This window comes from Streptomyces sp. M41 (assembly GCF_043673425.1).
GTDB lineage: Bacteria > Actinomycetota > Actinomycetes > Streptomycetales > Streptomycetaceae > Streptomyces.
The window spans coordinates 158,803-180,279 of the sequence record NZ_JBIMKE010000011.1 but is presented as its reverse complement, the minus strand read 5'-3'; the positions used below and the strand labels follow the sequence as shown (position 1 = coordinate 180,279).

Genomic DNA, 21,477 nt, shown 5'->3' with positions numbered 1-21,477 from the left:
TTTGTCGACCCCTCAAGTCGGAGGTTCCTCCATGAACGTCCCTGCACACGTGGGCATCGGCCTGCCCATCGGCGACCCCACCACCCTGCTCACCTGGGCCCGGCGTGCCGATGCCGGTCCCTTCAGCTCGCTCGGCCTGCTCGACCGGCTCGTCTACGACAACCCCGAGCCGCTGGTCGCCCTGGCCGTCCTCGCGGGCGCCACCTCTCGCATCCGTGTCCAGACCGAGGTGCTGCTCGCGCCGCTGCGGGACACCGCCCTGCTGGCCAAGCAGGCCGCCACCCTGGACCGGATGACCGGCGGGCGTCTCGTCCTGGGTCTCGGCATCGGCGGCCGGGAGGACGATCACCGGGTCGCGGGTACCGACTTGCGCACCCGCGGCCGGCGTCTGGACGAGCAGATGGCGACGATGCTCCGCCAGTGGTGGGGCGATCCGTACGGCGACGGCATCGGCCCCATCGGTCCCGCCCCCGCCCGGCCCGGCGGCCCGGAGCTGCTGTTCGGCGGCTTCAAGCCCGCCGCCGTCGAACGCGTCGCACGCTGGGGCGACGGCTTCCTCGCGGCGGCGGCACCCTCCTGGGCGGGCGGGCTGTTCGACACCGTCCGCGCGTTCTGGAAGGAGTACGGCCGCGACGGCGAACCCCGCCTGGTGGCCCAGGTGAACGTGGCGCTCGGCCCGCCGGACGTCCTCGACGACGCGCGGGCCCGGATGCACGCGTACTACGCCTTCACCGGCATGCCGGACCGCATGGTCGCGGGCCTGCTCACCACCCCCGCCGAGATCCGCGCCGCGATCAGCGCCTTCGCCGATCTGGGCGCCGACGAGGTGATGCTCTACTGCTACGGACTCGACCCGGACCAGGTGGACCGCTTGGCCGACGTGCTGTGACACCACCGTTGCCGGAACTGTGGGCTCCGCCATAGCCGTGCGGTTCAGGCCCTGTTGGACTCGGCGCACTCGTCCGCGCAGTGCCGAATCCCGCCCGGAGGCCGGCCAAGTGTTCCTGCTGCTCCTGCTGTTCGTCGTGGTCGCGGTGATCATCGCTTTCGCTCTCTGCGGCCACGGCGTCGGTGCCCTGTCCGACCGGGGCATACGGCACACGGGCGCCCCCGGCGTGCTGCGCGCGCTCGCGGCTCTCGCGGGCGCGGGTGCGTGCGCCCTGTACGCATGGGGGCTGCTCGGCGTCGCCGGCGCGGTCATGGAGGCGGAGGACGGCGGCACCGACTCTTCGCCGGCCTGGGCCTGCCGTACGCCGGGCTGGGCGGAACGGCATCAGCGGGGCATCGAGATCGTCGACCACGGAGTCTCGTTCCTCCCGCTGGGATTCGTGTGCGAGACGAGCGACGGCGGCAGTTACGACACCGGTGACGTGCCGTCGTACGTCAACCCGGGCGTGCTCGGGCTCGCCCTGGCCGCCGCGGGGTGCGTCGTCGGCGCGGGGTGTGTGTCGGAGCTGCGCGCCCGGGCCGAACCGCGCAAGGGCACGGCCGGTTAGCCTCGCTCTCCAGCGCACGGCAGGAATGGACGCGGGTGCGCCCTGCCCCTGGCCTCGTTCTCCCCGTCGGACTCGTCGCCGTCCGCCTCCGGTTCCGGACTCGTCCCGGCGAGGTTCACGGCCCTTGCTCCGGCGGCGCTGGGAGGGGCAGGCTCCCTCCCCGCCTGGGGCAGCCGTGTCAGGCGAGATCCCGCCGGCGGCCCACCGGAACCGCCAGCAGGTACAGCGGCGGCAGGAGCGCGGCCGTGCACACCGTCCACAGGGCCGCGTGCGTCCCCGCGTACGTGGCGAGCAGGCCGGCGGTGAGGGCGCCGAGCGGCTGGGCGCCCCAGGAGACGAAGCGGACGGTGGCCATCACACGGGAGAGGAGCTCACGCGGGGACTCGGTCTGGCGGTGGGTGCGGGTGGCGATCGACCCGATGACGACGCCGAAGGCGAAGCCGGCGTTGCCCAGGGCGAACCAGTACGCGTCGGCCGCGGACGTGGTCAGCGGGACCAGCAGGGCGGCAGCGCCGCCGGCCAGCGCGGTCCCCACGAGCCCTCGGGCGGTGCCGAACCGCCGGGTCAGCCGGACCGCCACGGCGGATCCGGCGAGCGCGCCGACGCCGTCCATGGCGAGCACCAGGCCGAGTTGTACGGGCGTCAGACCGGCCTCCCGGACCAGGTAGAGCGGTGTGAGGGCGACCAGGGCGGCGCAGACGAAGTTGGTGGCGGTGGCCCAGAGCATGCAGGGCAGCATCACCGGGTGCCGCGTCACGTACGTCCAGCCCTCGCGGATCAGCCGGAGGGTGCCGTCACCGGTGCGGACGGCGGGACGGCGTTCGGGGAGGGTGCGCAGCAGCACCGCTGAGAGCAGGTAGCTGGCCGCGTCCACGAGGAGCGCGCCGACCGGGCCCGCGGCGTGCACGAGGAGACCGCCCCCGGAGGGCCCTCCGGTCTCGGTGACGGCGTGTGTGCCGGACATCAGGCTGTTGCGGGCGGCGAGCTGCCGGTCCGGGACGATGGCGGGCAGGAAGGTCGAGTTGCCGATGTCGAAGAGTACGGTCGCGGCGCCGGTGACCAGAGCGGCGAGCAGCAGGTGCGGGTAGGTGAGCCGGTCGAGCCACCAGGCGAGCGGGAGGGATCCGGCGGCGGCGAACCGTACGAGATCGAGGGTGACCTGGAGGCGGCGGAGCGGGACGCGCTGGGCGATCACTCCGGCCGGGAGGCTGAGGAGCAGCCAGGAGATCTGTCCGGCGGCGGCGAGCAGGGCGGCCTGGAGCGCGGTGGCGTCGAGGACCGTGAGGGCGACCAGAGGCAGAGCGAGGGCGGTGACGGCGGTGCCCGCGTTGCTGACGGTGGCAGCGGCCCAGTAGCGCCAGAAGACCGCCGGGGCCGAGGTCGCGTGGTGGGTGCTGGTGCTACGGCGATCGCGCTCCGGGACCGTCGGTGTCTCGCTCATGCGACGCCCATCCTCCAGTGAGTCTCTTATGGGAACTTACTTGCGGCGACTCAGTTCCTATCCGGAACTGACCGCATGACGCAAGATGGTTTCGAAGGCCGGACGTTGTATCCGCAAGACAGGAGAGCCATGGGCAGGTCGGTGCCCGAGCGGGACGCCGCCTGCGCGATCGCGCAGGCGGCGGCGGTGGTCGGCGACTGGTGGAGCCTGCTCCTGGTACGGGAGACCGCACGCGGGCACCACCGGTTCGACGCGCTTCAGCAGGAGTTGGGGATCTCCCGGAAGGTGCTGACCGAGCGCCTTGCGCACCTGGTGGATGCGGAGGTCCTGGAGAAGATTCCGTATCAGAGTGGCCCGGTGCGGTACGAGTACCGGCTGACGGAGAGCGGGCGGGGGCTGCTGCCGGTGCTGCTCTCGATGCAGGACTGGGCGGACCGCTGGCTGCTCGGCGACGGCTCGCTGAGCGGCACGGCTGCTGAGGAGAGTGCGGAGGCGCTGCGGGTGGCGGGCCTGGTGGGCGAGTCGCTGCCGCGCCTCGAACTGCCGGGACACCGGGACGGCGAGCAGCTGGATCCGGTGGCCGAGGCCGCGGCCACCGTCCTGTTCTGCTATCCGGCGACCGGTCGCCCGGGCCCGTTGCCGGACGGCTGGGCCGACATCCCGGGTGCCATCGGCTGCACGCTGGAGAACCGCCTGTTCCGGGACGCGTACGACGACTTCCGCGCGGCGGGCGCCGAGGTGCACGGCGTGAGTACGCAACGTCCGGACGAGCAGCGGGTGTTCGCGGTCGAGGAGGGCATCCCTTTCACCCTGCTCTCAGACGTCGACCTGCGCCTCGCCGCCGCTTTGCGGCTGCCGGTGTTCCGGGCCGGGCAGGCACTGCGGCTGAAGCGGGCGGTGCTGGTGGTGGACCGCGCACGCGTGGTGCGTCAGGCGCGCTTCCCGGTGACGGACATCCCGGGGGCCGTGCGCGAGGCGCTGGCGGTGGTACGGCGGGTGGCAGCGGGGAGCTGAAGGGTCGAGCCCCTCCCCCGCTCAGACACCCCCTAGGCCCCCAGATGGCTCAGCACATTCACCACCCGTCCGTTCGGATCCCGCACGAAGAAGCGCCGTACGCCCCACTCCTCCTCCCGGAGCTCCCGTACGACCTCCGCACCCGACGCCACCACCCGCGCGTACACGGCGTCCACGTCCTCGACCTCCACGCTGAAGTCGGGGACGACGGGGGCGGTGCGTTCCTCGGTGAAGAAGCTGATCTGGGCCGTGGGGTTGGAGGGGGACGCCATGGTCGTCACCCAGCCCATGTTCATCACCTCCTCGAAGCCCAGCAGGCCGTAGAAGTCACGGCTCGTCTCCAGCTGCTCCTCGGACCCGACCTGGACGTCGGGGACGATCCTGCGGATGGTCATCGGACAGGGCTCCTCATCGGCGTCCCGGCACCGGCACTCGGCGCCGGTCCTGCTGTTGTCGCCCCCAGTCTGCCGATCACCGTGCCGGGCCGCCGCCTCCAGCCGCCCCACCGGCGCCACCGGCGCCCGCGGAACCCGTGCCTCCCGTGGCCCCCTTGCCGCCGCCCGCAGCGCCGGAGGCGCCCGCAGCCCCCGCCGACCGCACTCCCCCCGTCCCCCCGGACGGCGACCCCACCGCGGTCAGCGGTCGGGCGATGTCCTCCAGGGAACGGCGTTCCGCGCGGACCGCGAGGAAGGCCGCGACCAGGCCCGCCAGGCACATCAGGCCCGCGCCGATCTGGAAGGCGAGGACCGTGTCCCCGACCTTGCCGGTCTCGGTGAGTTTGGCGAAGAGCAGCGGGCCGCTGATGCCGCCGGCGGCGGTGCCGAGGGCGTAGAAGAAGGCGATGGACATCGCCCGGGTCTCCATCGGGAAGACCTCGGACACCGTGAGGTAGGCGCTCGACGCGCCGGCCGAGGCGAAGAACAGGACGGCGCACCAGCAGGCCGTCATCGTGGCCGCGCTCAGTGTGCCCTGGTCGAACAGCCAGGCCGTGCCGAAGAGCAGCAGACCCGAGAGCAGGTAGGTCGATGTGATCATGATCCGGCGGCCGACCGTGTCGAAGAGCTTGCCGAGCAGCAGCGGGCCCATGAAGTTGCCGATCGCGATGACCGCGAAGTAGTAACCGGTGTTGCCGCTGGGGACGTCGAAGAACTGGGTCAGGATCGCGCCGAAGCCGAAGGTGATGGCGTTGTAGAGGAACGCCTGGCCGATGAAGAGGGCGAAGCCGAGGGTGGCCCGCCTGCGGTACTTCGAGAAGACGGTGCGGCCGATCTCCAGGAACGTCACGCTGCGGCGCTGGCGGATGGTGATCTCGCCCTCGGGGCGGGGCAGCGGCTCGCCGCGCTCCTGCTCGACCCGTCGCTCGATGCCGGACACGATCCGTTCCGCCTCGTCGTCGCGGCCGTGGATCAACATCCAGCGCGGGCTCTCCGGGACGTGCCGCCGTACCAGGAGGATCACCAGTGCGAGGACGGCACCGAGCGCGAACGTCAGCCGCCAGCCGACGTCCGCCGGGAAGATCGCCGTGTCCAGCGCGACGATCGACAGCAGGGAACCGCCGACCGCGCCCAGCCAGAAGCTGCCGTTGATCATCAGGTCGACGCGCCCGCGGTACTGCGCCGGGATCAGCTCGTCGATCGCGGAGTTGATCGCCGCGTACTCACCGCCGATGCCGAATCCGGTCAGGAACCGGAACAGGAAGAACCACCAGGTGTCGAAGGAGATGGCGGTGAGGGCCGTCGCCCCCAGATAGACGGCCAGGGTGATCATGAAGAGCTTCTTACGGCCCCAGACGTCGGTGAGGCGGCCCCAGAACAGGGCGCCCAGACAGGCACCCGCCACATACAGCGCGGCGGCCAGACCGGTGACCTGGCCGGAGGTGATCGGCAGGCCGCTGCCGGGCTCGGAGAGCCGGGGGGCGATGTTGCCGACGACCGTGACCTCCAGGCCGTCGAGGATCCACACGGTGCCGAGGCCGATCACGATCGTCCAGTGCCAGCGCGACCACGGGAGGCGGTCCAGGCGGGCTGGGATGTCGGTGGTGATGGTGCGGCCGGTCTCGGACTGTGCTCTGGCCATGGGCCCCCTCCTCCTCGAGCGGAACCCGCTTCGAGTGCCCTGAGGTGGGCGTTCTACGCCCCCAGCGCGCGCGACACGGTGTAGATGACCAGGCCGGCGAGCGAGCCCACCACCGTGCCGTTGATCCGGATGAACTGGAGGTCACGCCCGATGTGCGCCTCGATCTTCTTCGTCGTGTGCTCGGCGTCCCAGCCCGCCACGGTGTCCGTGATCAGGGAGGTGATCTCCGCGCGGTACGTCGTCACGACGTGCACCGCCGCGTCCTCGACCCAGCGGTCCACCTTGTGCTGCATCGAGGGCTCGGCGGCCATGCGGGCGCCCAGGGACAGCAGCGAGGCCCGCACGCGCAGACGCAGCTCGCTGCGCTCGTCCTCGGCCGCCGAGACGATCATGGCGCGGACGGCGGTCCAGGCGGACGCGATCAGGTCCTGGACCTCGCCGCGGGCCAGCACCTCGCTCTTCCAGCGCTCCACGCGCGCGCGGGTGTCGGTGTCGGACTGGAGGTCGGAGGCGAAGTCGATGAGGAATCGGTCGAGGGCGCCGCGCGCGGGGTGGGAGGGCATGTCGCGCATCTCGGCGCAGAAGCGCAGCAGTTCCTTGTAGACCCGCTCGCCGACCTTCTTGTCGACGAACTTCGGCGTCCAGCCGGGTGCGCCGCCCTGCACGGCACCCATCACGTCCTCGCCGTGCAGCACCAGCCAGTCGTAGGCCCGCGTCACGATCAGGTCGACGGCTCGTTTGTGGGCGCCGTCGGCGACGATCCCCTCCAGCATCTTGCCGATGCCGGGCGCGATCTCGCGGGCGTCGGCGCGGCGCGTGATCGCCTCGCCGACCACCGCCTGGACGTCGGAGTCGCGCAGCACCCGCAGGGCGCCTCTGAGGGCCGTGGCGAGCTCGGCCGTCACCCGGTCCGCGTGCTCGGGGTCGGCGAGCCAGGCGCCGAGCCGGCTGCCGATGCCGACGGCGCGCAGCCGCTGCCGTACGACGTCCTCGGAGAGGAAGTTCTCCCCCACGAACTCGCCCAGGGAGACGCCCAGCTGGTCCTTCTTGTTGGGGATGATCGCGGTGTGCGGGATGGGGATGCCGAGGGGGTGGCGGAACAGTGCCGTGACCGCGAACCAGTCCGCCAGGGCGCCGACCATGCCGGCCTCCGCGGCTGCGGCGACATAGCCCGCCCAGGCGCCGGCGCCCTCGTTGGACGCCCACTTGGCGAGGACGTAGACGAGCGCCACGAACAGCAGCATGCCGGTCGCGGTGATCTTCATCTGCCGGACCCCGCGGCGCTTCTCCTCGTCGGCGGCGGTGAACGACGTCATCGCGCGGACGGCCGCGGCGGGCGCATGCCGGTTACCGGCGGCATCGGCCCGGGCATGCTGCTCTACGTCACGCGTTCCCGCTTCATCCGGATTCGTTCGTTCCATCCGCTCCACCCGTCCAGTGATCCCTCGCACACATTGTCCCTTCCTGACCTACTCCTGGAACGAATCAAGAGTTCCCGGCGTCTGTCCCGTGGGGGGAGGTCGATGGCGAACTCCGGATGAAGTCCGGCGGCCCAATGGGGGGTCCGTGCAACTCCCCTCCGCCTTATGACGCATCATGAGGTGATCACATCGGAGCCTCGGGCTCCCATCCGCCCGAGGAGACACGCATCGCATGACCAGGCGTCACGGTTATGCCCTGCTTTCCGCGATCATCGCCCTGATCGTGGCGGTTTCGGCCGCCATCTATGTCGGAGTCGCCTCCGACGACGGCAGCACCACCGGCGAGCGCACCCAGGCCAAGCAGGGCGGCCCGCGCAACCGCGCCGCCCCGGCCTCCACCGGCATCTGGGTCGGCGCCTGGTCCGCCTCCCCCGTCGGCGCCGAGCCCGGCACCGAGGTCGAGGGGATGGCCGGCCGCTCGGTGCGCAATGTCGTGCACACCAGCGTCGGCGGTACGAGTGTCCGGATCACGCTGTCCAATCTGTACGGCCAGTCGGCGCTGACGATCACGCACGCGTCGGTCGCCCTCGCCGCCGGAACGGGTACCGCGGCAGCCGTCGCCGACACCATGCGCAGGCTCACCTTCGGCGGCAACACCACGGTCGTCGTCCCGCCCGGGCAGCAGGTGCTCAGCGACGCCGTCCGTATCGCGATCCCGGCCGAGGCCGACGTCCTGGTCACCACCTACTCGCCCACCCCGTCCGGCCCGGTGACCTTCCACCCGCACGCCCGCCAGATCAGCTACGTCGCCGAGGGCGACCTCGCCGAGGACGCGACCGGGGTGGCGTACACCGGGCAGGTCTCCTCCTGGCGGTACCTGACCGCGCTGGACGTCCTCAGCAACGAGTCCGACGGCACCGTCGTCGTCTTCGGCGACTCGCTGACCGACGGCATCACGTCCACGCAGAACGCCAACCGCCGCTGGACGGACGTCCTCTCGCGCCGGCTGCGGGCCGCGGTCGCGGAGGGTCGGGACGTGCCGCGCTACAGCGTCGTCAACCAGGGCATCAGCGGCAACCAGGTCCTCGCCAGCGGCGCCGGGCGCCCCGCGGACAACCAGGCCGGCATCGGCCGCTTCCACCGTGACGTCCTGTCCCGGACGAACGTCAAGGTCGTCGTCATCGACCTCGGCGTCAACGACATCCTGCGCAACCCCCGTCTCGCCGACCCGGTCCGCATCCTCAACGGTCTGCGCACCCTGGTCCGCCAGGCCCACGCCCGCGGTCTGAAGGTCATAGGCGCGACCCTGATGCCCTTCCAGGGCCACCGCGGCTACACCGACGCCCGCGAGAGCGTGCGCCGGCAGATCAACGCCGAGATCCGCGGCGGCCGGGTCTTCGACGCGGTCGTCGACTTCGACGCGGCGGTCCGGGACCCGTACAACCCCCGCAAGTTCCGCCCCGACTACGACTCGGGCGACCACCTCCACCCGAGCGACAAGGGCTACGACCGCATGGCACAGACCTTCGACCTGGAGGACCTGAAGGGCGCGGCGCCGGCGGAGCTGTGACGGACGCGGTGCGGGGCGCCGGAGAGCCGCTCACAGCGCGCCCCGCGCCGGGTCCCGTTCAGGCATCCCGCCCAGCCCTCGCCCCCGCTCCCGCTCAGTCCTCGTCCCGGTCCCGCGACCGCTCCCAGCGGTTGCCGCGCTCGTCGTGGACGTGGCGGAACATCTCCCGGTGCTCGTCGAGCATCGCCCGGTGCGCCTCGTACTCCTCGTCCCGGGCGGATGACCGCAACTCCCGCCGCTCCGCCTTGCGCTCCAGCTTCTCCCGACGGCGCTCCTCCCGGAGCTCCTGCCGCTGGGTCCGGGTCAGCTTGCGTTCGACGCCGACGCCGCCCCAGAAGGCGAACCCGGTCACGATCACCCGGGGCGCCCCGGGGTCACCGGGAACGCCCTCCTCCCGGTGATCGAATCCCCCCATGATCCCGATCCCGCGCACCACGACCTCGACGCCGGGCGGCACGATCACCTGCACCCCGCCCATGATCGCGACGCAGTTGATCTCGATCTCCCGGTCCGCGAAGTTCGCCTCCCGCAGATCGATCTCGCCGCCGCCCCAGAAGGTGAAGCAGTTGAACCGCTTCGGCACGGTCCACCGCCCCTTGCGCTGGAAGGCGGACATCACGGCGACACCCCAGGTCGAGGACCCCTCGCCGCCGACGATCCGGTCCGGCCAACTCGCCTGAGAGCCCCCGGCCTTCTTGACCATGTCGACCTTCGGCACGGCGACCGCGCCGACCGGCAGATCCCGGGTGATCGGCGCCAGCTCGCCGTAGGTCCGCGCCTGGTACGTGGCGTCCAGGCGTTCCTCGAACTCCTCCATGTCGAGACGCCCCTCGGCGAGGGCGTCCCGCAGGACCTCGGCGACTCGTTCACGATCTGCGTCGGAGGCGCGAAGCTCCGGGGCGTCGTCGGTCATGGACAGCAGCCTACGAGCAACCCCGCACCGGGGCTACGAGATCGCCCGGTCGGCCTGTCCGTCCTGCTCGGCCCACTCGCCCGGAGGCTCGGGGGCGCGCCCCGACGCCTGCAGCATCTTGGCGATCACGGCCTCGATGTCCGGCTCCCGCACCGACAGATCCACCAGCGGATACTCCGCCGCGACCCGCGCCACCAGCGCCGCCGCCGACTCGGCCGCCGGGAAGGCCAGCCACTGCCGCGGCCCCTCCACCTTCACCACCCGGGCCGGCGCCGCCTCGATCGGCGGGAGCTCGCGCGCCAGGTCGACCACCAGGATCCGCTCGCTCTCCCCCACCTCGTGCAGCCCGGCGAGCGGACCGTCGTACATCAGCCGCCCATGGTCGATGACCATCACCCGTGAGCACAGCTGCTCGATGTCCTGGAGGTCGTGCGTGGTCAGCAGCACCGTCGTCCCACGCTCGGTGTTCACCTCACGCAGGAACTCGCGCACCTTCGCCTTGGAGATGACGTCCAGGCCGATCGTCGGCTCGTCCAGATACAGCACGTCCGGATCGTGCAGCAGCGCCGCCGCGATGTCACCGCGCATCCGCTGCCCGAGCGAGAGCTGACGCACCGGGACGTCCAACAGCGGTCCCAGGTCGAGGAGTTCGACGAGACGGTCGAGATTCTCGCGGTAACGGCCGTCGGGGATGCGGTACATGCGGTGCATCAGCTTGTACGAGTCGATCAAGGGCAGGTCCCACCACAGCGTCGTACGCTGCCCGAACACCACCCCGATGCGATGCGCGAGCCGGGTGCGCTCGCGGGAGGGGTCGAGGCCGGCCACCCGCAGCCGGCCGCCGCTCGGCGTCAGGATGCCGGTCAGCATCTTGATCGTCGTCGACTTACCGGCGCCGTTCGGGCCGATGTAGCCCACCATCTCGCCGCGCGCCACGGTGAAGGAGATCGAGTCGACGGCCCGCACCCGCCGCCGCTCCCGCTTGAGGAAACCGGTCTTCTTGCGCACATCGAAGACCTTCTCGATCCGGTCGAGTTCGATGAAGGGCTCGGTGACGGCTTCGGTGAAAGGCTCGGTGACAGTGTCCATCGACTGCTCGCTAACTCCCCGTGCTCCGATACGACCTCAGCCCCGACCGCCACGCCAGACCGGCCAGCGCACAGCACCCGGCCGCCACCAGCGGTGACGCGAAGGCCGTCCACCCGGGCAGGCCGATCGGGTACGGCCGCCCCAACAGATGGGCGGCGGGGACCCAGTTGACGAAGGCGAGCGGCAGCATGAAGGTCACGCCGCGCACCAGGTCCTTGCCGAACACGCTCGGCGGATACTGCAACAGGGTGTTCCCGCCGTACGTGAACGCGTTCTGCACCTCGGCGGCATCCTGCGCCAGGATCTGGAAGGCCGCGCCCGCCACGAAGAACGTCGAGAAGATCACCGCGCCGCTGACCACCACGACCGGCACCAGCAGCACCTTCGCCACGGTCCAGTCGACGTCGACGGCCACCAGAGCCCAGCCCAGCACCACCGCACCCTGGGTGATCTTGCCCAGGCGGCGCAGCGCGAAGTGGTCGGCGCCGATCTGGGCGAGCACCGGCGCGGGCCGCACGAGCATGGTGTCGAACGAGCCGTCCCGGATCCGGCCGCCCAGCACGTCCATCGAGCCCAGCGCGAGATCGGCGATCCCGAACGCCGTCGCCGACAGCCCGTACAGCAGGGCGACCTCGGGCATCGTCCAGCCACCCAGCGAGTCGACCTGCGAGAACATCAGCAGGATCGTCACGAAGTCCAGGCCGGTCACCAGCAGGTTGCCGAGCACCGTGACGACGAAGGAGGTGCGGTAGACCATGCTGGAGCGCACCCACATCCCGGCGATCAGCCCGTAGGCCCGCAGCCCCTCGCGAAGGACGCCGCGTTCACCCACCCTGGACCACCACCCGCCGCGTCGCCGCCGACTGCAGCAGCCGCCCCGCCGTCAGCAGCACCACCGCCCAGAGCGCCTGGAAGGCGTACGCCCGCAGCGGATCGGTCTCCCCCATCAGCACGTCCGCCGGCATCTGGACCTGCGCCGCCCAGGGCAGCACCTGCACGATGTCGCCGAGCGCACCCGGGAAGGCGTTCAGGGGCAGCACCATGCCGGAGAAGAAGATCCCCGTGATCATCAGGGCCTGGTTGACGCCCGTGCCGTCCATCAGCCAGAACACGCTCAGGGCAACCAGATAACGGATGGCGAAGCTGACGAGAGCCGCCAGCAGGAGCGTGACCACGAACGCCGCCCAGACGGTGGCATGGGCCGGCAGCGCCATCGGGAAGAAGACCGCACCGAACGCGAACGGGATCACCCCCCGCCCGAGCAGCTGGAACAGCGCCCGGCCCAGGTCGCTCGCCAGCCACCACAGTTGGAGGTCGGCCGGCCGATACAGGTCGACGGCGATCTCCCCGGTGCGGATGCGCTCCATCAGGTCCTTCTCGACGCCCCCGCCCTGGATGGCGAGGGTGGCGTACAGGCACTGCCCGAGCCACACATAGGTGACCGCCTGGGTCTGGTCGTACCCGCCGAGGTGCGGCTTCTCGTCCCACAGCGCCAGATAGGTGTGGACGAGGATCACACCGAAGACGGTGTTGGTGAACACCCCCGCCGCCGTCGCCACCCGATAGGTCGCGTACCGCCGGAACCCCCTCAGCGCGACGGCCGCGTACAACCGCCCCGAGCCCACATCCACAGCCCTCCTCGCCCCGCCGGCACCGAAGCGCAGGAGCCTAGTGCGCGAAGGCGAGGCGCGGCGAGCCGTTTTCCGCCCGGCACGGCGAGCCGTTTTCCGCCCGGCACGGACCCCCGCGAGAGCCTGCTCACTTTCCCGCCACACGCGTCGGTTTCCGGGAACGGAACGCCTGGTGCGAGAGTCTTCAATGGGGGCGCATTAGGCGTACGAGGCGTACGGGAACGTACGACGCGAAACAGGAGTCCGGGCAACGACATGAGCGACGAGCAGCAGCCGCCACAGCAGCCGACCCCGAAGGCCCGGCGGCCCAAACGGACGGGATGGCGGCGGATCATCCCGACCTGGCGCACGGTGCTCGGCACCCTCGTCATCGGCGCGTTGCTGCTGTTCGGGTTGTTCTTCCTCGGCTACTCCATGGTGAAGATCCCGCCGGCCAACGCCCTCGCCACCAAGCAGGCCAACGTCTACCTGTACGCGGACGGCTCGGTGATCGCCCGTGACGGTCAGGTCAACCGGGAGAACGTCACCCTCGCGCAGATCTCCAAGCCCGCCCGGCACGCGATCCTGGCCGCCGAGGACCGCGACTTCTACACCGAGTCCGCCGTCGACCCCAAGGCGATGGCGCGGGCCGCCTGGAACACCGCCACCGGCAAGGGCAAGCAGTCCGGCTCCACCATCACCCAGCAGTACGTCAAGAACTACTACCTGCGCCAGGAGCAGACCGTCACCCGCAAGGTGAAGGAGTTCTTCATCGCGATCAAGCTGGACCGCGAGAAGAGCAAGGACGAGATCCTGGAGGGCTACCTCAACACCAGCTTCTTCGGCCGTAACGCCTACGGCATCCAGGCCGCCGCCCAGGCCTACTACGGCATGGACGCCAAGGACCTCGACCCGGCCCGCGCCGCGTACCTCGCCGCGCTGGTCAACGCGCCCAGCGAGTACGACGTCGTCGCCCACCCGGAGAACAAGTCCGCGGCCCTGGCCCGCTGGAACTACGTCCTGGACGGCATGGTGACCAAGGGCTGGCTGTCCGAGAGCGAGCGGGCCGGCATGAAGTTCCCGAGGCCCAAGGAGGCCACGGCCTCCACCAATCTGTCCGGGCAGCGCGGTTACATCGTGCGGATCGTGAAGGACTATCTGATCCAGAACAAGATCGCCTCCGAGGAGGACCTGGAGGCGGGCGGCTACCGCATCACCACGACCCTGCAGAAGGACAAGCAGGACGCCTTCGTCGAAGCGGTCGACGACCAGCTGATGTCCAAGCTGGACAAGAAGAACAACAAGGTCGACACCTACGTCCGCGCGGGCGGCGCCTCCGTCGACCCGAAGACCGGCAAGGTCGTGGCGATGTACAACGGCATCGACTACGTCAAGCAGTACACCCCCAACGCCACCCGCCGGGACTACCAGGTCGGCTCCACCTTCAAGCCGTTCGTGTTCACCTCGGCCGTGGAGAACGGGTCGACCACCCAGGACGGCCGCCCGATCACCCCGAACACGATCTACGACGGCACCAACAAGCGCCCCGTGCAGGGCTGGACCAGCGGCTACGACCCCGCCAACGAGGACGACGTGTCCTACGGCGACATCAGCGTGCGCACGGCCACCGACAAGTCCGTCAACTCGGTGTACGCGCAGATGGCCGTCGACGTCGGCCCCGAGAAGGTCAAGGACACCGCGGTGGAGCTGGGCCTGCCCTCCGCCACGCCCGACCTCAACCCGTACCCGTCGATCGCGCTGGGCACCGCCACCGCGAGCGTCCTGGACATGGCGGAGGCCTACGCGACCCTCGCCAACCACGGCAAGCACGGCACGTACACCATGATCGAGAAGATCACCAAGGACGGCTCCGACGTCATCGACCTGCCCAAGCGCAAAACCTCCCAGGTCATCAGCCGCGAGGCCGCCGACACCACCACCTCGGTCCTGAAGAGCGTCGTGGAGAACGGCACCGGCACCCCGGCCCAGGCGGCGGGCCGCCCGGCCGCGGGCAAGACCGGCACCGCGGAGGAGGACAAGGCCGCCTGGTTCGCCGGCTACACCCCCGAACTGGCCACCGTGGTCGCCGTCATGGGCCAGGACCCGGTCACGGCCGCCCAGAAGCCCCTGTACGGCGCGCTGGGCGTCAACCGGATGAACGGCAGCGGCCCGCCCACCGCGATCTGGGCCCAGTTCACCGAGAAGGCCCTGAAGGGCAAGCCGGTCAAGGACTTCGACCTGGAGCTCCAGCAGGGCGCCGACGTGCCCCAGTACCCGACGACCGACCCGACCGAGGGCGACCAGGACGCCGACGAGCAGGACGAGGGCGGCGCCACCGAGGACCCGACGGACAGCGGCCAGGACACCGAGGGCCAGACCGGTGGCCAGACGCCGGGCCAGCCGGACGGCGGCACGACGGGCGGCCCGACGACGGGCGGTACCACCGACGGGGGCACGGCCGACGGCGGCACGACCGACGGGGGGACGGCCGACGGCGGTACCACCGACGGGGGCACGACCACCGAGGGCGGCACCACGGGCGATCCCGGCAGCGGCGGAACGGACACCTCGGGCGGCGGCGCCACCGGCGCAGGCGGCACGGACACGGGGGGCGGCGGCACAACGGGAAACACGGCCGGAACGCAGGGCGGCACCCGTAGACAGTGACCGCGGAGCCGGTCCGGTGACCGCAGGGCCGGCTCAGTGACCGCTGGTCGCCTTCAAACCCACCACGGCGACCAGCAGCAGACAGACGAAGAAGATCCGCGCCGCGGTGACGGGCTCCCCCAGCACCACCATGCCGACCACCGCCGCACCGGCCGCCCCGATGCCGACCCACACGCCATAGGCGGTGCCGATGGGCAGGGACCGGGCGGCGTAGGAGAGCAGGACCATGCTGGCGACGATGCCGGCGCCGGTGAACAGGCTGGGGACGAGCCGGGTGAAGCCGTCGGTGTACTTCATGCCGATCGACCAGCCGACCTCGAGCAGACCGGCGACGACGAGCAGGACCCAGGCCATGACAAGCACCTCCGAGACGTGGCGGCGTAATGCGGGGGTGCGTCGTCTTTGCCTGCATCCCGGTACGGCGCGTCTCGTCGGGCTCCTTCAAAGCTAGCAAGGAAACGGGAAAAGGGGCTGGTGACGACGGTCACCAGCCCCTCGGCCCGTTGAACTACAGGTACAGCCCCGTGGAGTCCTCCGACCCCTCGAACCGGTCGGCGGCCACGGCGTGCAGATCGCGCTCGCGCATGAGGACGTACGCGACTCCACGCACCTCGACCTCGGCCCGGTCCTCCGGGTCGTACAGGACCCGGTCGCCGGTCTCCACGGTCCGGACGTTCTGCCCCACCGCGACGACCTCGGCCCAGGCCAGCCGACGGCCCACGGCCGCCGTGGCGGGGATCAGGATGCCGCCACCGGAACGCCGCTCGCCCTCGCTGGTGTCCTGCCGCACGAGTACTCGGTCGTGCAGCATCCGGATGGGCAGCTTGTCGTGATGGGTGCTGTGCTCGTTTCTGTTGGCGCTCACACCTTGAACCTACCTGCCTGGGCCGCCTGTGTACGCCGTCGGGTCCGCGTCACTCAGTCCCTGCGGCGCCGGGTGCCGAGAGCCAGCAGGCCCACGAGCCCGACGGCGACGAGGGCGACGGGCACGATCCGCTCGATGCGGGGCGCGCCCTCCTCGTCGGTGAACCGGGCCTTGACATCGCTCACGGCCCGGTTGACGCCGACATAGGCCCGTCCGAGGGTGTGGTCGATGTTCGAGACGACCTTGGCCTTGGCGTCGCCGACGATCGTCTTCGGGTGCACCCGCACCCCGATCTCGTCGAGCGTCTCGGCCAGCGCTGCGCGGCGGGCCTTGATGTCCGCCTCGATCTGCGCCGGTGTTCTGGTGTCCGACGTGTCCGCCACCGTTCGGCCTCCGAAGTGAAGCTGATGCTGTTTGCGGACAGTCTGTCAGCTCCACGGCGAACCGCACCGTCAGGCTCCCCGGTTACGCTGGTTCGATGAGCGAGCGACTCCAGCCGGGGGATGTGGCCCCCGCCTTCACCCTGCCCGACGCCGACGGCAACGAGGTGTCCCTCTCGGACCACAAGGGCCGCAAGGTCATCGTCTACTTCTACCCGGCGGCCCTCACACCCGGCTGCACCAAGCAGGCCTGCGACTTCACGGACAACCTCGAGCTCCTGGCCGCGGCCGGCTACGACGTCATCGGCATCTCGCCCGACCAGCCGGACAAGCTCGCCAAGTTCCGCGAGAAGGAGTCCCTGAAGGTCACCCTGCTCGCCGACCCGGAGAAGACCGTCACGGAGTCCTACGGCGCGTTCGGCGAGAAGAAGAACTACGGCAAGACGTACCTGGGCGTCATCCGTTCCACGATCGTCGTGGACGAGGAGGGCAAGGTCGAGCGGGCTCTTTACAACGTCCGGGCGACCGGCCATGTCGCCAAGATCATCAAGGACCTGGGCGTCTGAGCGTCCCACCCGGCCAGTAGCATGGCCGGGCAAGGGCAGGCGGCCGTGGTGGAATTGGCAGTCACGCTGGGTTTAGGTCCCAGTGGGGTAACTCCCGTGAGGGTTCGAGTCCCTCCGGCCGCACCATCTACTGCGCGAGCAGTTCCCGTACGACCGGCACCAGTGCCCGGAACGCCTTGCCCCGGTGGCTGATGGCGTTCTTCTCGTCGGGGCTCAGCTCGGCGCAGGTCCGGCTCTCGCCGTCCGGCTGGAGGATCGGGTCGTAGCCGAAGCCGTTCGTGCCCGTCGGCGTGTGCCGCAGGGTTCCCCGCAGCTGCCCCTCCACCACTCGTTCCGTGCCGTCGGGCAGGGCGAGCGCCGCCGCGCAGGCGAAGTGGGCGCCGCGGTGGGGCTCGTCGATGTCGGAGAGCTGGGCGAGCAGCAGGTCGAGGTTGGCCTTGTCGTCGCCGTGCCGGCCGGCCCAGCGGGCGGAGAAGATGCCGGGGGCGCCGTTCAGCACGTCGACGCAGAGCCCCGAGTCGTCGGCGACCGCCGGCAGGCCGGTGGCCCGGGCCAGGGCGTGCGCCTTGAGCAGCGCGTTCTCGGCGAAGGTGACGCCGGTTTCCTTGACGTCGGGGATGTCCGGGTAGGCGTCCGCGCCGACGAGGTCGTGGGGCAGTCCTGCGTCGGCGAGGATCGCGCGGAGTTCGGTGATCTTCCCGGCGTTACGGGTGGCGAGGATCAGGCGGGTCATGGGGTCCAGTATCCCGACCCGCCGACCGCCGCAGCGACGGGCCGGGTTACCGACCGACGGGCCGGGTTACCGACTGGTGGGCCGCCCGGCGATCGGAACCCTGTCCGTCCCGTCGCTGTCGCGCTTCGTGCCGGGTGTTACGGCGTGCAGACCTTGGTGAGTTCACCGGCCGCCTTCGTGACACCGCCGATGTCCGGGGTCGTGTCGCCGTTCTCGACGGCCCCCTGGACGTCGACGAGAGCCTTGCGCATGTCCTCGGTCGCCTTGTCGAGGTCGGCGTCGTCCGTCTTGTCGCCGATCTTGTCGAGGTTGTCCCCGATGGACTTGATGGCCTCGTCGATCTTCGTCGGGTCGTTCGACGCGCTGTCAACGGCCTGCTGCAACTCGGTCACGCTGTCGGCGATGGCCTCGGCGGTCTGAACGCAGTCCAGCGCCTTGTCGACGGCGTCGCAGCCGGTGGTCAGTCCGGCCGTCAGCCCGACTGCCGCGATGACTGCGGCAACTGTGGCGATACGGCTCCGGCGGCGTCGGCTCGTGGCCATGGTTGACGTTCCCTCCCTGCTCAGGCCTTGCAGGCCCCCCGTTGTGCACTGGCCGGGCGTACAGCGGTGTGCCGTACGCCCGTACCTCTAGGGACGCGGGGAAAGGCGGCGCGGTTGCCCGCGGCTGTGGCTGTTCTTGGTGCGTCCTTTACTTTTCGAGGACGCCGGCAAGCGCCTTGCGCTGCAGATCGGCCAGTTCCCCGCAGCCCGCGACCGCGAGGTCGAGCAGGGAGTTGAGCTCCTCGCGGGCGAACGGCTCGGCCTCGGCGGTGCCCTGGACCTCGACGAATCGGCCGTCGCCGGTGCAGACGACGTTCATGTCGGTGTCGGCCTTCACGTCCTCCTCGTAGCGCAGGTCGAGGAGCGGTACGCCATCGACGATGCCGACGGAGACGGCGCTGACCGTGCCGGTGAGCGGCTTGCGGCCGGGCTTGATCAGCTTCTTGCCCTGGGCCCAGGCGACGGCGTCGGCGAGGGCGACGTAGGCGCCGGTGATGGCGGCGGTGCGGGTGCCGCCGTCGGCCTGGAGGACGTCGCAGTCGAGGACGACGGTGTTCTCGCCGAGCGCCTTGTAGTCGATGACGGCGCGCAGGGAGCGGCCGATGAGACGGCTGATCTCGTGCGTACGGCCGCCGATCTTGCCCCGGACGGACTCGCGGTCGCCGCGGGTGTTGGTGGCACGGGGCAGCATCGCGTACTCCGCGGTGACCCAGCCCTCGCCGCTGCCCTTGCGCCAGCGCGGGACGCCTTCGGTGAAGGAGGCGGTGCACAGGACCTTGGTGTCGCCGAAGGAGACGAGGACGGAGCCCTCGGCGTGCTTGCTCCAGGAGCGTTCGATGGTGACCGGGCGGAGCTGCTCGGGGGTGCGGCCGTCGATGCGAGACAGTGAGGACATGCCGTCGAGCCTAGCCGCAGACGGGGAGGGCCCTTCCCCATCGCCGGGAAGGGCCCTGCGGGACCGTCCATCAGGGCGGTCGGCCCGGGGCGGACCGCCCTGATGGGCGGTCGGCCCGGGACGACGGTGCCCGGGCGTCACATCATGTCTTCGATCTCCGCCGCGATCGGGTCGGCGTCGGTGCCGATGACGACCTGGATGGCGGTGCCCATCTTCACGACACCGTGGGCGCCGGCGGCCTTCAGGGCGGTCTCGTCGACCAGCGCGGGGTCGTTGACCTCGGTGCGGAGCCGGGTGATGCAGCCCTCGATCTCCTCGATGTTGTCGATGCCGCCGAGCCCGGCGACGATCTTCTCAGCCTTGCTGGCCATGTTCCTTCTCCCTGATCCGAACCGCTTTGTCGCAGTAACCCACAGTTGGCCCAACTTCGCGAGCGGACATGTCGTACCTGCCGAAGGATGGCGTTCACGACATGGGAACCGTCCCGTCGACTGGTCTACACCACCATGGCGACGGCCGACAAACCCAGCCCAGCGGAGCCGGGAGGGACGCCATGAGCGCCGAGAGCGCCGACAGTTCGGTCAGCCCCGCGCGCTCCCGCTGGCACACCCTGTTCCAGGGCATGCAGAAGATGGGCCGCAGCCTTCAGCTCCCCATCGCCGTACTGCCGGCCGCCGGCATCCTCAACCGGCTCGGGCAACCGGATGTGTTCGGGGACGAGGGACTGGGGTGGGACAACGTCGCGAAGGTGATGGACGGCGCGGGAGGCGCGCTGCTCGACGGTTCCCTGGGACTGCCCCTGCTGTTCTGCGTCGGCGTGGCCATCGGCATGGCGAGGAAGGCGGACGGTTCGACGGCACTGGCGGCGGTGGCCGGGTTCCTCGTCTACTTCAATGTGCTGCGCGAGTTCCCGAAGGACTGCCCGCCCGGCACGGAGGAGGTCGCCACCATCGGCTGCGCGACGGCCGACGGCGCGGTGAGCGCGTACGAATATCAGAACCCCGGCGTCTTCGGCGGCATCGTCATCGGCCTGCTGACTGCCTTCTTCTGGCAGCGCTACCACCGCACGAAGCTGGTGGACTGGCTCGGCTTCTTCAACGGGCGGCGGCTCGTCCCGATCATCATGGCGTTCGTGGCGATCGTGTTCGCCTCGCTGTGTCTGTGGGTCTGGCCGCCGATCGGTGACGCGCTGGAGAGCTTCAGCGACTGGATGAGCGACCTGGGAGCCTGGGGCGCGGGAGTGTTCGGCATCGCGAACCGCGCGTTGCTGGTGGTGGGGCTGCACCAGTTCCTCAACGTGCCCATCTGGTTCCAGTTCGGCACCTACACCACACCGGACGGCGAGGAGGTGCACGGTGACATCAACATGTTCCTCGCGGGCGACCCGGACGCCGGCCAGTTCACCTCGGGCTTCTTCCCGATCATGATGTTCGCGCTGCCCGCGGCGGCGCTCGCCATGACGCACTGCGCGAAGCCGAGCCGCCGCAAAGAGGTCGGCGGTCTGATGACATCGGTGGCGCTGACGTCGTTCGTCACCGGCATCACGGAACCGATCGAGTACTCGTTCCTCTTCATCGCCCCGCTCCTGTACGCGGTGCACGCGCTGCTGACGGGTGTCTCGATGGCGGTGACCTGGGGTCTGGGCGTGCACGACGGTTTCAGTTTCTCGGCCGGGCTGATCGACTACGTCATCAACTGGAATCTGGCGACGAGACCCTGGGCGATCATTCCGATCGGCCTGTGCTTTGCCGTCGTCTATTACGCGATCTTCCGTTTCGCGATCACCGCGTTCGACCTCAAGACACCGGGCAGGGAGCCCGAGGACGAGGTCGAGGACGTCACGAAGGGCTGATGAGGAAGTCCGGACGGCTGACGAGGGCATCCCGAGAGTCTGACGAGGACACCCCGAAGGCCCGACGCGGACGCCTCGGGCCCGACGGGGACGTCGCTAGGGCCGACGGGGACGTCGCAAGGCCCGACGGGGACGTCGCAAGGCCCGACGGGGACGTCGCAAGGGCCTGACGACAAGGCCCCAAAGGGCCTGGTGACGACGTCCCGAAGGCCCGACGACGACATCCCAAAGGTCTGACCAAACAGGACACTCCGCGTAGCGCTCCGGTCGCGCAATTACGGGTTCCTTATATCGCCTCCACCGTGCTACAACAGGTCTACACCACTCAGTGGTTTAGACCAGACGCC

General features: G+C 70.4%; 22 protein-coding genes, 1 tRNA gene and 1 riboswitch. Of the genes, 8 read left to right on the top strand and 15 right to left on the bottom strand.

Annotated elements, in window-relative coordinates; all coding sequences use genetic code 11:
- Positions 1-31: 31 nt before the first annotated feature.
- Both ACHBTE_RS16910 and ACHBTE_RS16905 read left to right on the top strand, forming a co-directional pair.
- Positions 32-889, top strand: a complete 858-nt coding sequence (locus ACHBTE_RS16910; protein ID WP_394724695.1) for an LLM class flavin-dependent oxidoreductase — start codon at positions 32-34, stop codon at positions 887-889.
- Positions 890-998: 109 nt separating this feature from the next.
- The gene (locus tag ACHBTE_RS16905; RefSeq protein ID WP_394724694.1) at positions 999-1,496 is read left to right on the top strand and encodes a hypothetical protein; all 498 of its coding nucleotides are present in this window, start codon (positions 999-1,001) and stop codon (positions 1,494-1,496) included.
- 178 nt (positions 1,497-1,674) lie between these two features.
- On the opposite strand, the gene ACHBTE_RS16900 is transcribed toward ACHBTE_RS16905, so the two are convergent.
- Positions 1,675-2,937, bottom strand: coding sequence for an MFS transporter (locus ACHBTE_RS16900; RefSeq protein ID WP_394724693.1), 1,263 nt, complete (start codon positions 2,935-2,937; stop codon positions 1,675-1,677).
- A gap of 129 nt (positions 2,938-3,066) precedes the next feature.
- Here ACHBTE_RS16900 and ACHBTE_RS16895 point away from each other — a divergent pair, with 129 nt between their 5' ends.
- Positions 3,067-3,951: a winged helix-turn-helix transcriptional regulator gene (locus ACHBTE_RS16895; protein WP_394724692.1), complete on the top strand. Its 885-nt coding sequence runs from the start codon at positions 3,067-3,069 to the stop codon at positions 3,949-3,951.
- A 32-nt stretch (positions 3,952-3,983) separates the two neighbouring features.
- Here the strand turns inward: ACHBTE_RS16895 and ACHBTE_RS16890 are convergent, their stop codons facing one another.
- The 3 genes from ACHBTE_RS16890 to ACHBTE_RS16880 form a co-directional block, all read right to left on the bottom strand.
- A complete protein-coding gene (locus ACHBTE_RS16890; protein ID WP_394724691.1) occupies positions 3,984-4,346 on the bottom strand; it encodes a VOC family protein in 363 nt (120 codons plus the stop codon).
- A 76-nt stretch (positions 4,347-4,422) separates the two neighbouring features.
- On the bottom strand, positions 4,423-6,027 hold the full coding sequence (locus ACHBTE_RS16885) for an MFS transporter (RefSeq protein ID WP_394724690.1): 1,605 nt from the start codon (positions 6,025-6,027) through the stop codon (positions 4,423-4,425).
- Positions 6,028-6,080: 53 nt separating this feature from the next.
- Entirely contained in the window at positions 6,081-7,448 is a 1,368-nt protein-coding gene (locus ACHBTE_RS16880) for a DUF445 domain-containing protein (RefSeq protein WP_394724689.1), read from the bottom strand.
- Positions 7,449-7,680: 232 nt separating this feature from the next.
- Between ACHBTE_RS16880 and ACHBTE_RS16875 the strand changes: the two genes are divergently transcribed.
- On the top strand, positions 7,681-9,018 hold the full coding sequence (locus ACHBTE_RS16875) for an SGNH/GDSL hydrolase family protein (RefSeq protein ID WP_394724688.1): 1,338 nt from the start codon (positions 7,681-7,683) through the stop codon (positions 9,016-9,018).
- Positions 9,019-9,112: 94 nt separating this feature from the next.
- Here the strand turns inward: ACHBTE_RS16875 and ACHBTE_RS16870 are convergent, their stop codons facing one another.
- From ACHBTE_RS16870 to ACHBTE_RS16855, 4 genes are read right to left on the bottom strand one after another with little or no spacing between them, the layout of a single operon-like run.
- Positions 9,113-9,931 carry a DUF1707 domain-containing protein gene (locus tag ACHBTE_RS16870; RefSeq protein ID WP_394724687.1) on the bottom strand — a complete coding sequence of 273 codons (819 nt, stop codon included), beginning with the start codon at positions 9,929-9,931 and terminating at the stop codon, positions 9,113-9,115.
- A 33-nt stretch (positions 9,932-9,964) separates the two neighbouring features.
- Positions 9,965-11,020, bottom strand: coding sequence for an ATP-binding cassette domain-containing protein (locus ACHBTE_RS16865; protein WP_394724686.1), 1,056 nt, complete (start codon positions 11,018-11,020; stop codon positions 9,965-9,967).
- A gap of 10 nt (positions 11,021-11,030) precedes the next feature.
- Positions 11,031-11,852: an ABC transporter permease gene (locus ACHBTE_RS16860; protein WP_394724684.1), complete on the bottom strand. Its 822-nt coding sequence runs from the start codon at positions 11,850-11,852 to the stop codon at positions 11,031-11,033.
- Entirely contained in the window at positions 11,845-12,645 is an 801-nt protein-coding gene (locus ACHBTE_RS16855; RefSeq protein ID WP_394724728.1) for an ABC transporter permease, read from the bottom strand. Before ACHBTE_RS16855 ends, ACHBTE_RS16860 begins: the two co-directional genes overlap by 8 nt.
- A 261-nt stretch (positions 12,646-12,906) precedes the next feature.
- Between ACHBTE_RS16855 and ACHBTE_RS16850 the strand changes: the two genes are divergently transcribed.
- Positions 12,907-15,297, top strand: a complete 2,391-nt coding sequence (locus ACHBTE_RS16850; RefSeq protein ID WP_394724683.1) for a transglycosylase domain-containing protein — start codon at positions 12,907-12,909, stop codon at positions 15,295-15,297.
- 33 nt (positions 15,298-15,330) lie between these two features.
- Here the strand turns inward: ACHBTE_RS16850 and ACHBTE_RS16845 are convergent, their stop codons facing one another.
- From ACHBTE_RS16845 to ACHBTE_RS16835, 3 genes are all read right to left on the bottom strand, one after another.
- On the bottom strand, positions 15,331-15,651 hold the full coding sequence (locus ACHBTE_RS16845) for a DMT family transporter (protein ID WP_394724682.1): 321 nt from the start codon (positions 15,649-15,651) through the stop codon (positions 15,331-15,333).
- A 36-nt stretch (positions 15,652-15,687) separates the two neighbouring features.
- Positions 15,688-15,759: riboswitch (guanidine-III (ykkC-III) riboswitch) on the bottom strand.
- Between the two features lie 46 nt (positions 15,760-15,805).
- Positions 15,806-16,162, bottom strand: coding sequence for a co-chaperone GroES (locus ACHBTE_RS16840; protein WP_128428777.1), 357 nt, complete (start codon positions 16,160-16,162; stop codon positions 15,806-15,808).
- Positions 16,163-16,215: 53 nt separating this feature from the next.
- A complete protein-coding gene (locus ACHBTE_RS16835) occupies positions 16,216-16,545 on the bottom strand; it encodes a DUF3618 domain-containing protein (RefSeq protein WP_394724681.1) in 330 nt (109 codons plus the stop codon).
- 95 nt (positions 16,546-16,640) lie between these two features.
- Here ACHBTE_RS16835 and bcp point away from each other — a divergent pair, with 95 nt between their 5' ends.
- Together bcp and ACHBTE_RS16825 are read left to right on the top strand one after the other, a co-directional pair.
- Positions 16,641-17,108 (top strand): thioredoxin-dependent thiol peroxidase, encoded by a 468-nt coding sequence (gene bcp, locus ACHBTE_RS16830; RefSeq protein ID WP_394724680.1) that lies wholly within the window; start codon positions 16,641-16,643, stop codon positions 17,106-17,108.
- A 39-nt stretch (positions 17,109-17,147) separates the two neighbouring features.
- Positions 17,148-17,234, top strand: a tRNA-Leu gene (locus ACHBTE_RS16825).
- Between the two features lies 1 nt (position 17,235).
- On the opposite strand, the gene rdgB is transcribed toward ACHBTE_RS16825, so the two are convergent.
- The 4 genes from rdgB to ACHBTE_RS16805 form a co-directional block, all read right to left on the bottom strand.
- Positions 17,236-17,841, bottom strand: coding sequence for an RdgB/HAM1 family non-canonical purine NTP pyrophosphatase (gene rdgB, locus ACHBTE_RS16820; protein ID WP_394724679.1), 606 nt, complete (start codon positions 17,839-17,841; stop codon positions 17,236-17,238).
- Positions 17,842-17,978: 137 nt separating this feature from the next.
- Positions 17,979-18,383: a hypothetical protein gene (locus tag ACHBTE_RS16815; RefSeq protein WP_394724678.1), complete on the bottom strand. Its 405-nt coding sequence runs from the start codon at positions 18,381-18,383 to the stop codon at positions 17,979-17,981.
- A 148-nt stretch (positions 18,384-18,531) separates the two neighbouring features.
- A complete protein-coding gene (gene rph / locus ACHBTE_RS16810; RefSeq protein ID WP_394724727.1) occupies positions 18,532-19,269 on the bottom strand; it encodes a ribonuclease PH in 738 nt (245 codons plus the stop codon).
- A gap of 146 nt (positions 19,270-19,415) precedes the next feature.
- Positions 19,416-19,649: a glucose PTS transporter subunit EIIB gene (locus tag ACHBTE_RS16805; RefSeq protein ID WP_394724677.1), complete on the bottom strand. Its 234-nt coding sequence runs from the start codon at positions 19,647-19,649 to the stop codon at positions 19,416-19,418.
- Positions 19,650-19,831: 182 nt separating this feature from the next.
- On the opposite strand from ACHBTE_RS16805, the gene ACHBTE_RS16800 reads away from it, so the two are divergent.
- A complete protein-coding gene (locus ACHBTE_RS16800; RefSeq protein ID WP_394724676.1) occupies positions 19,832-21,130 on the top strand; it encodes a PTS transporter subunit EIIC in 1,299 nt (432 codons plus the stop codon).
- Positions 21,131-21,477 lie beyond the last annotated feature (347 nt).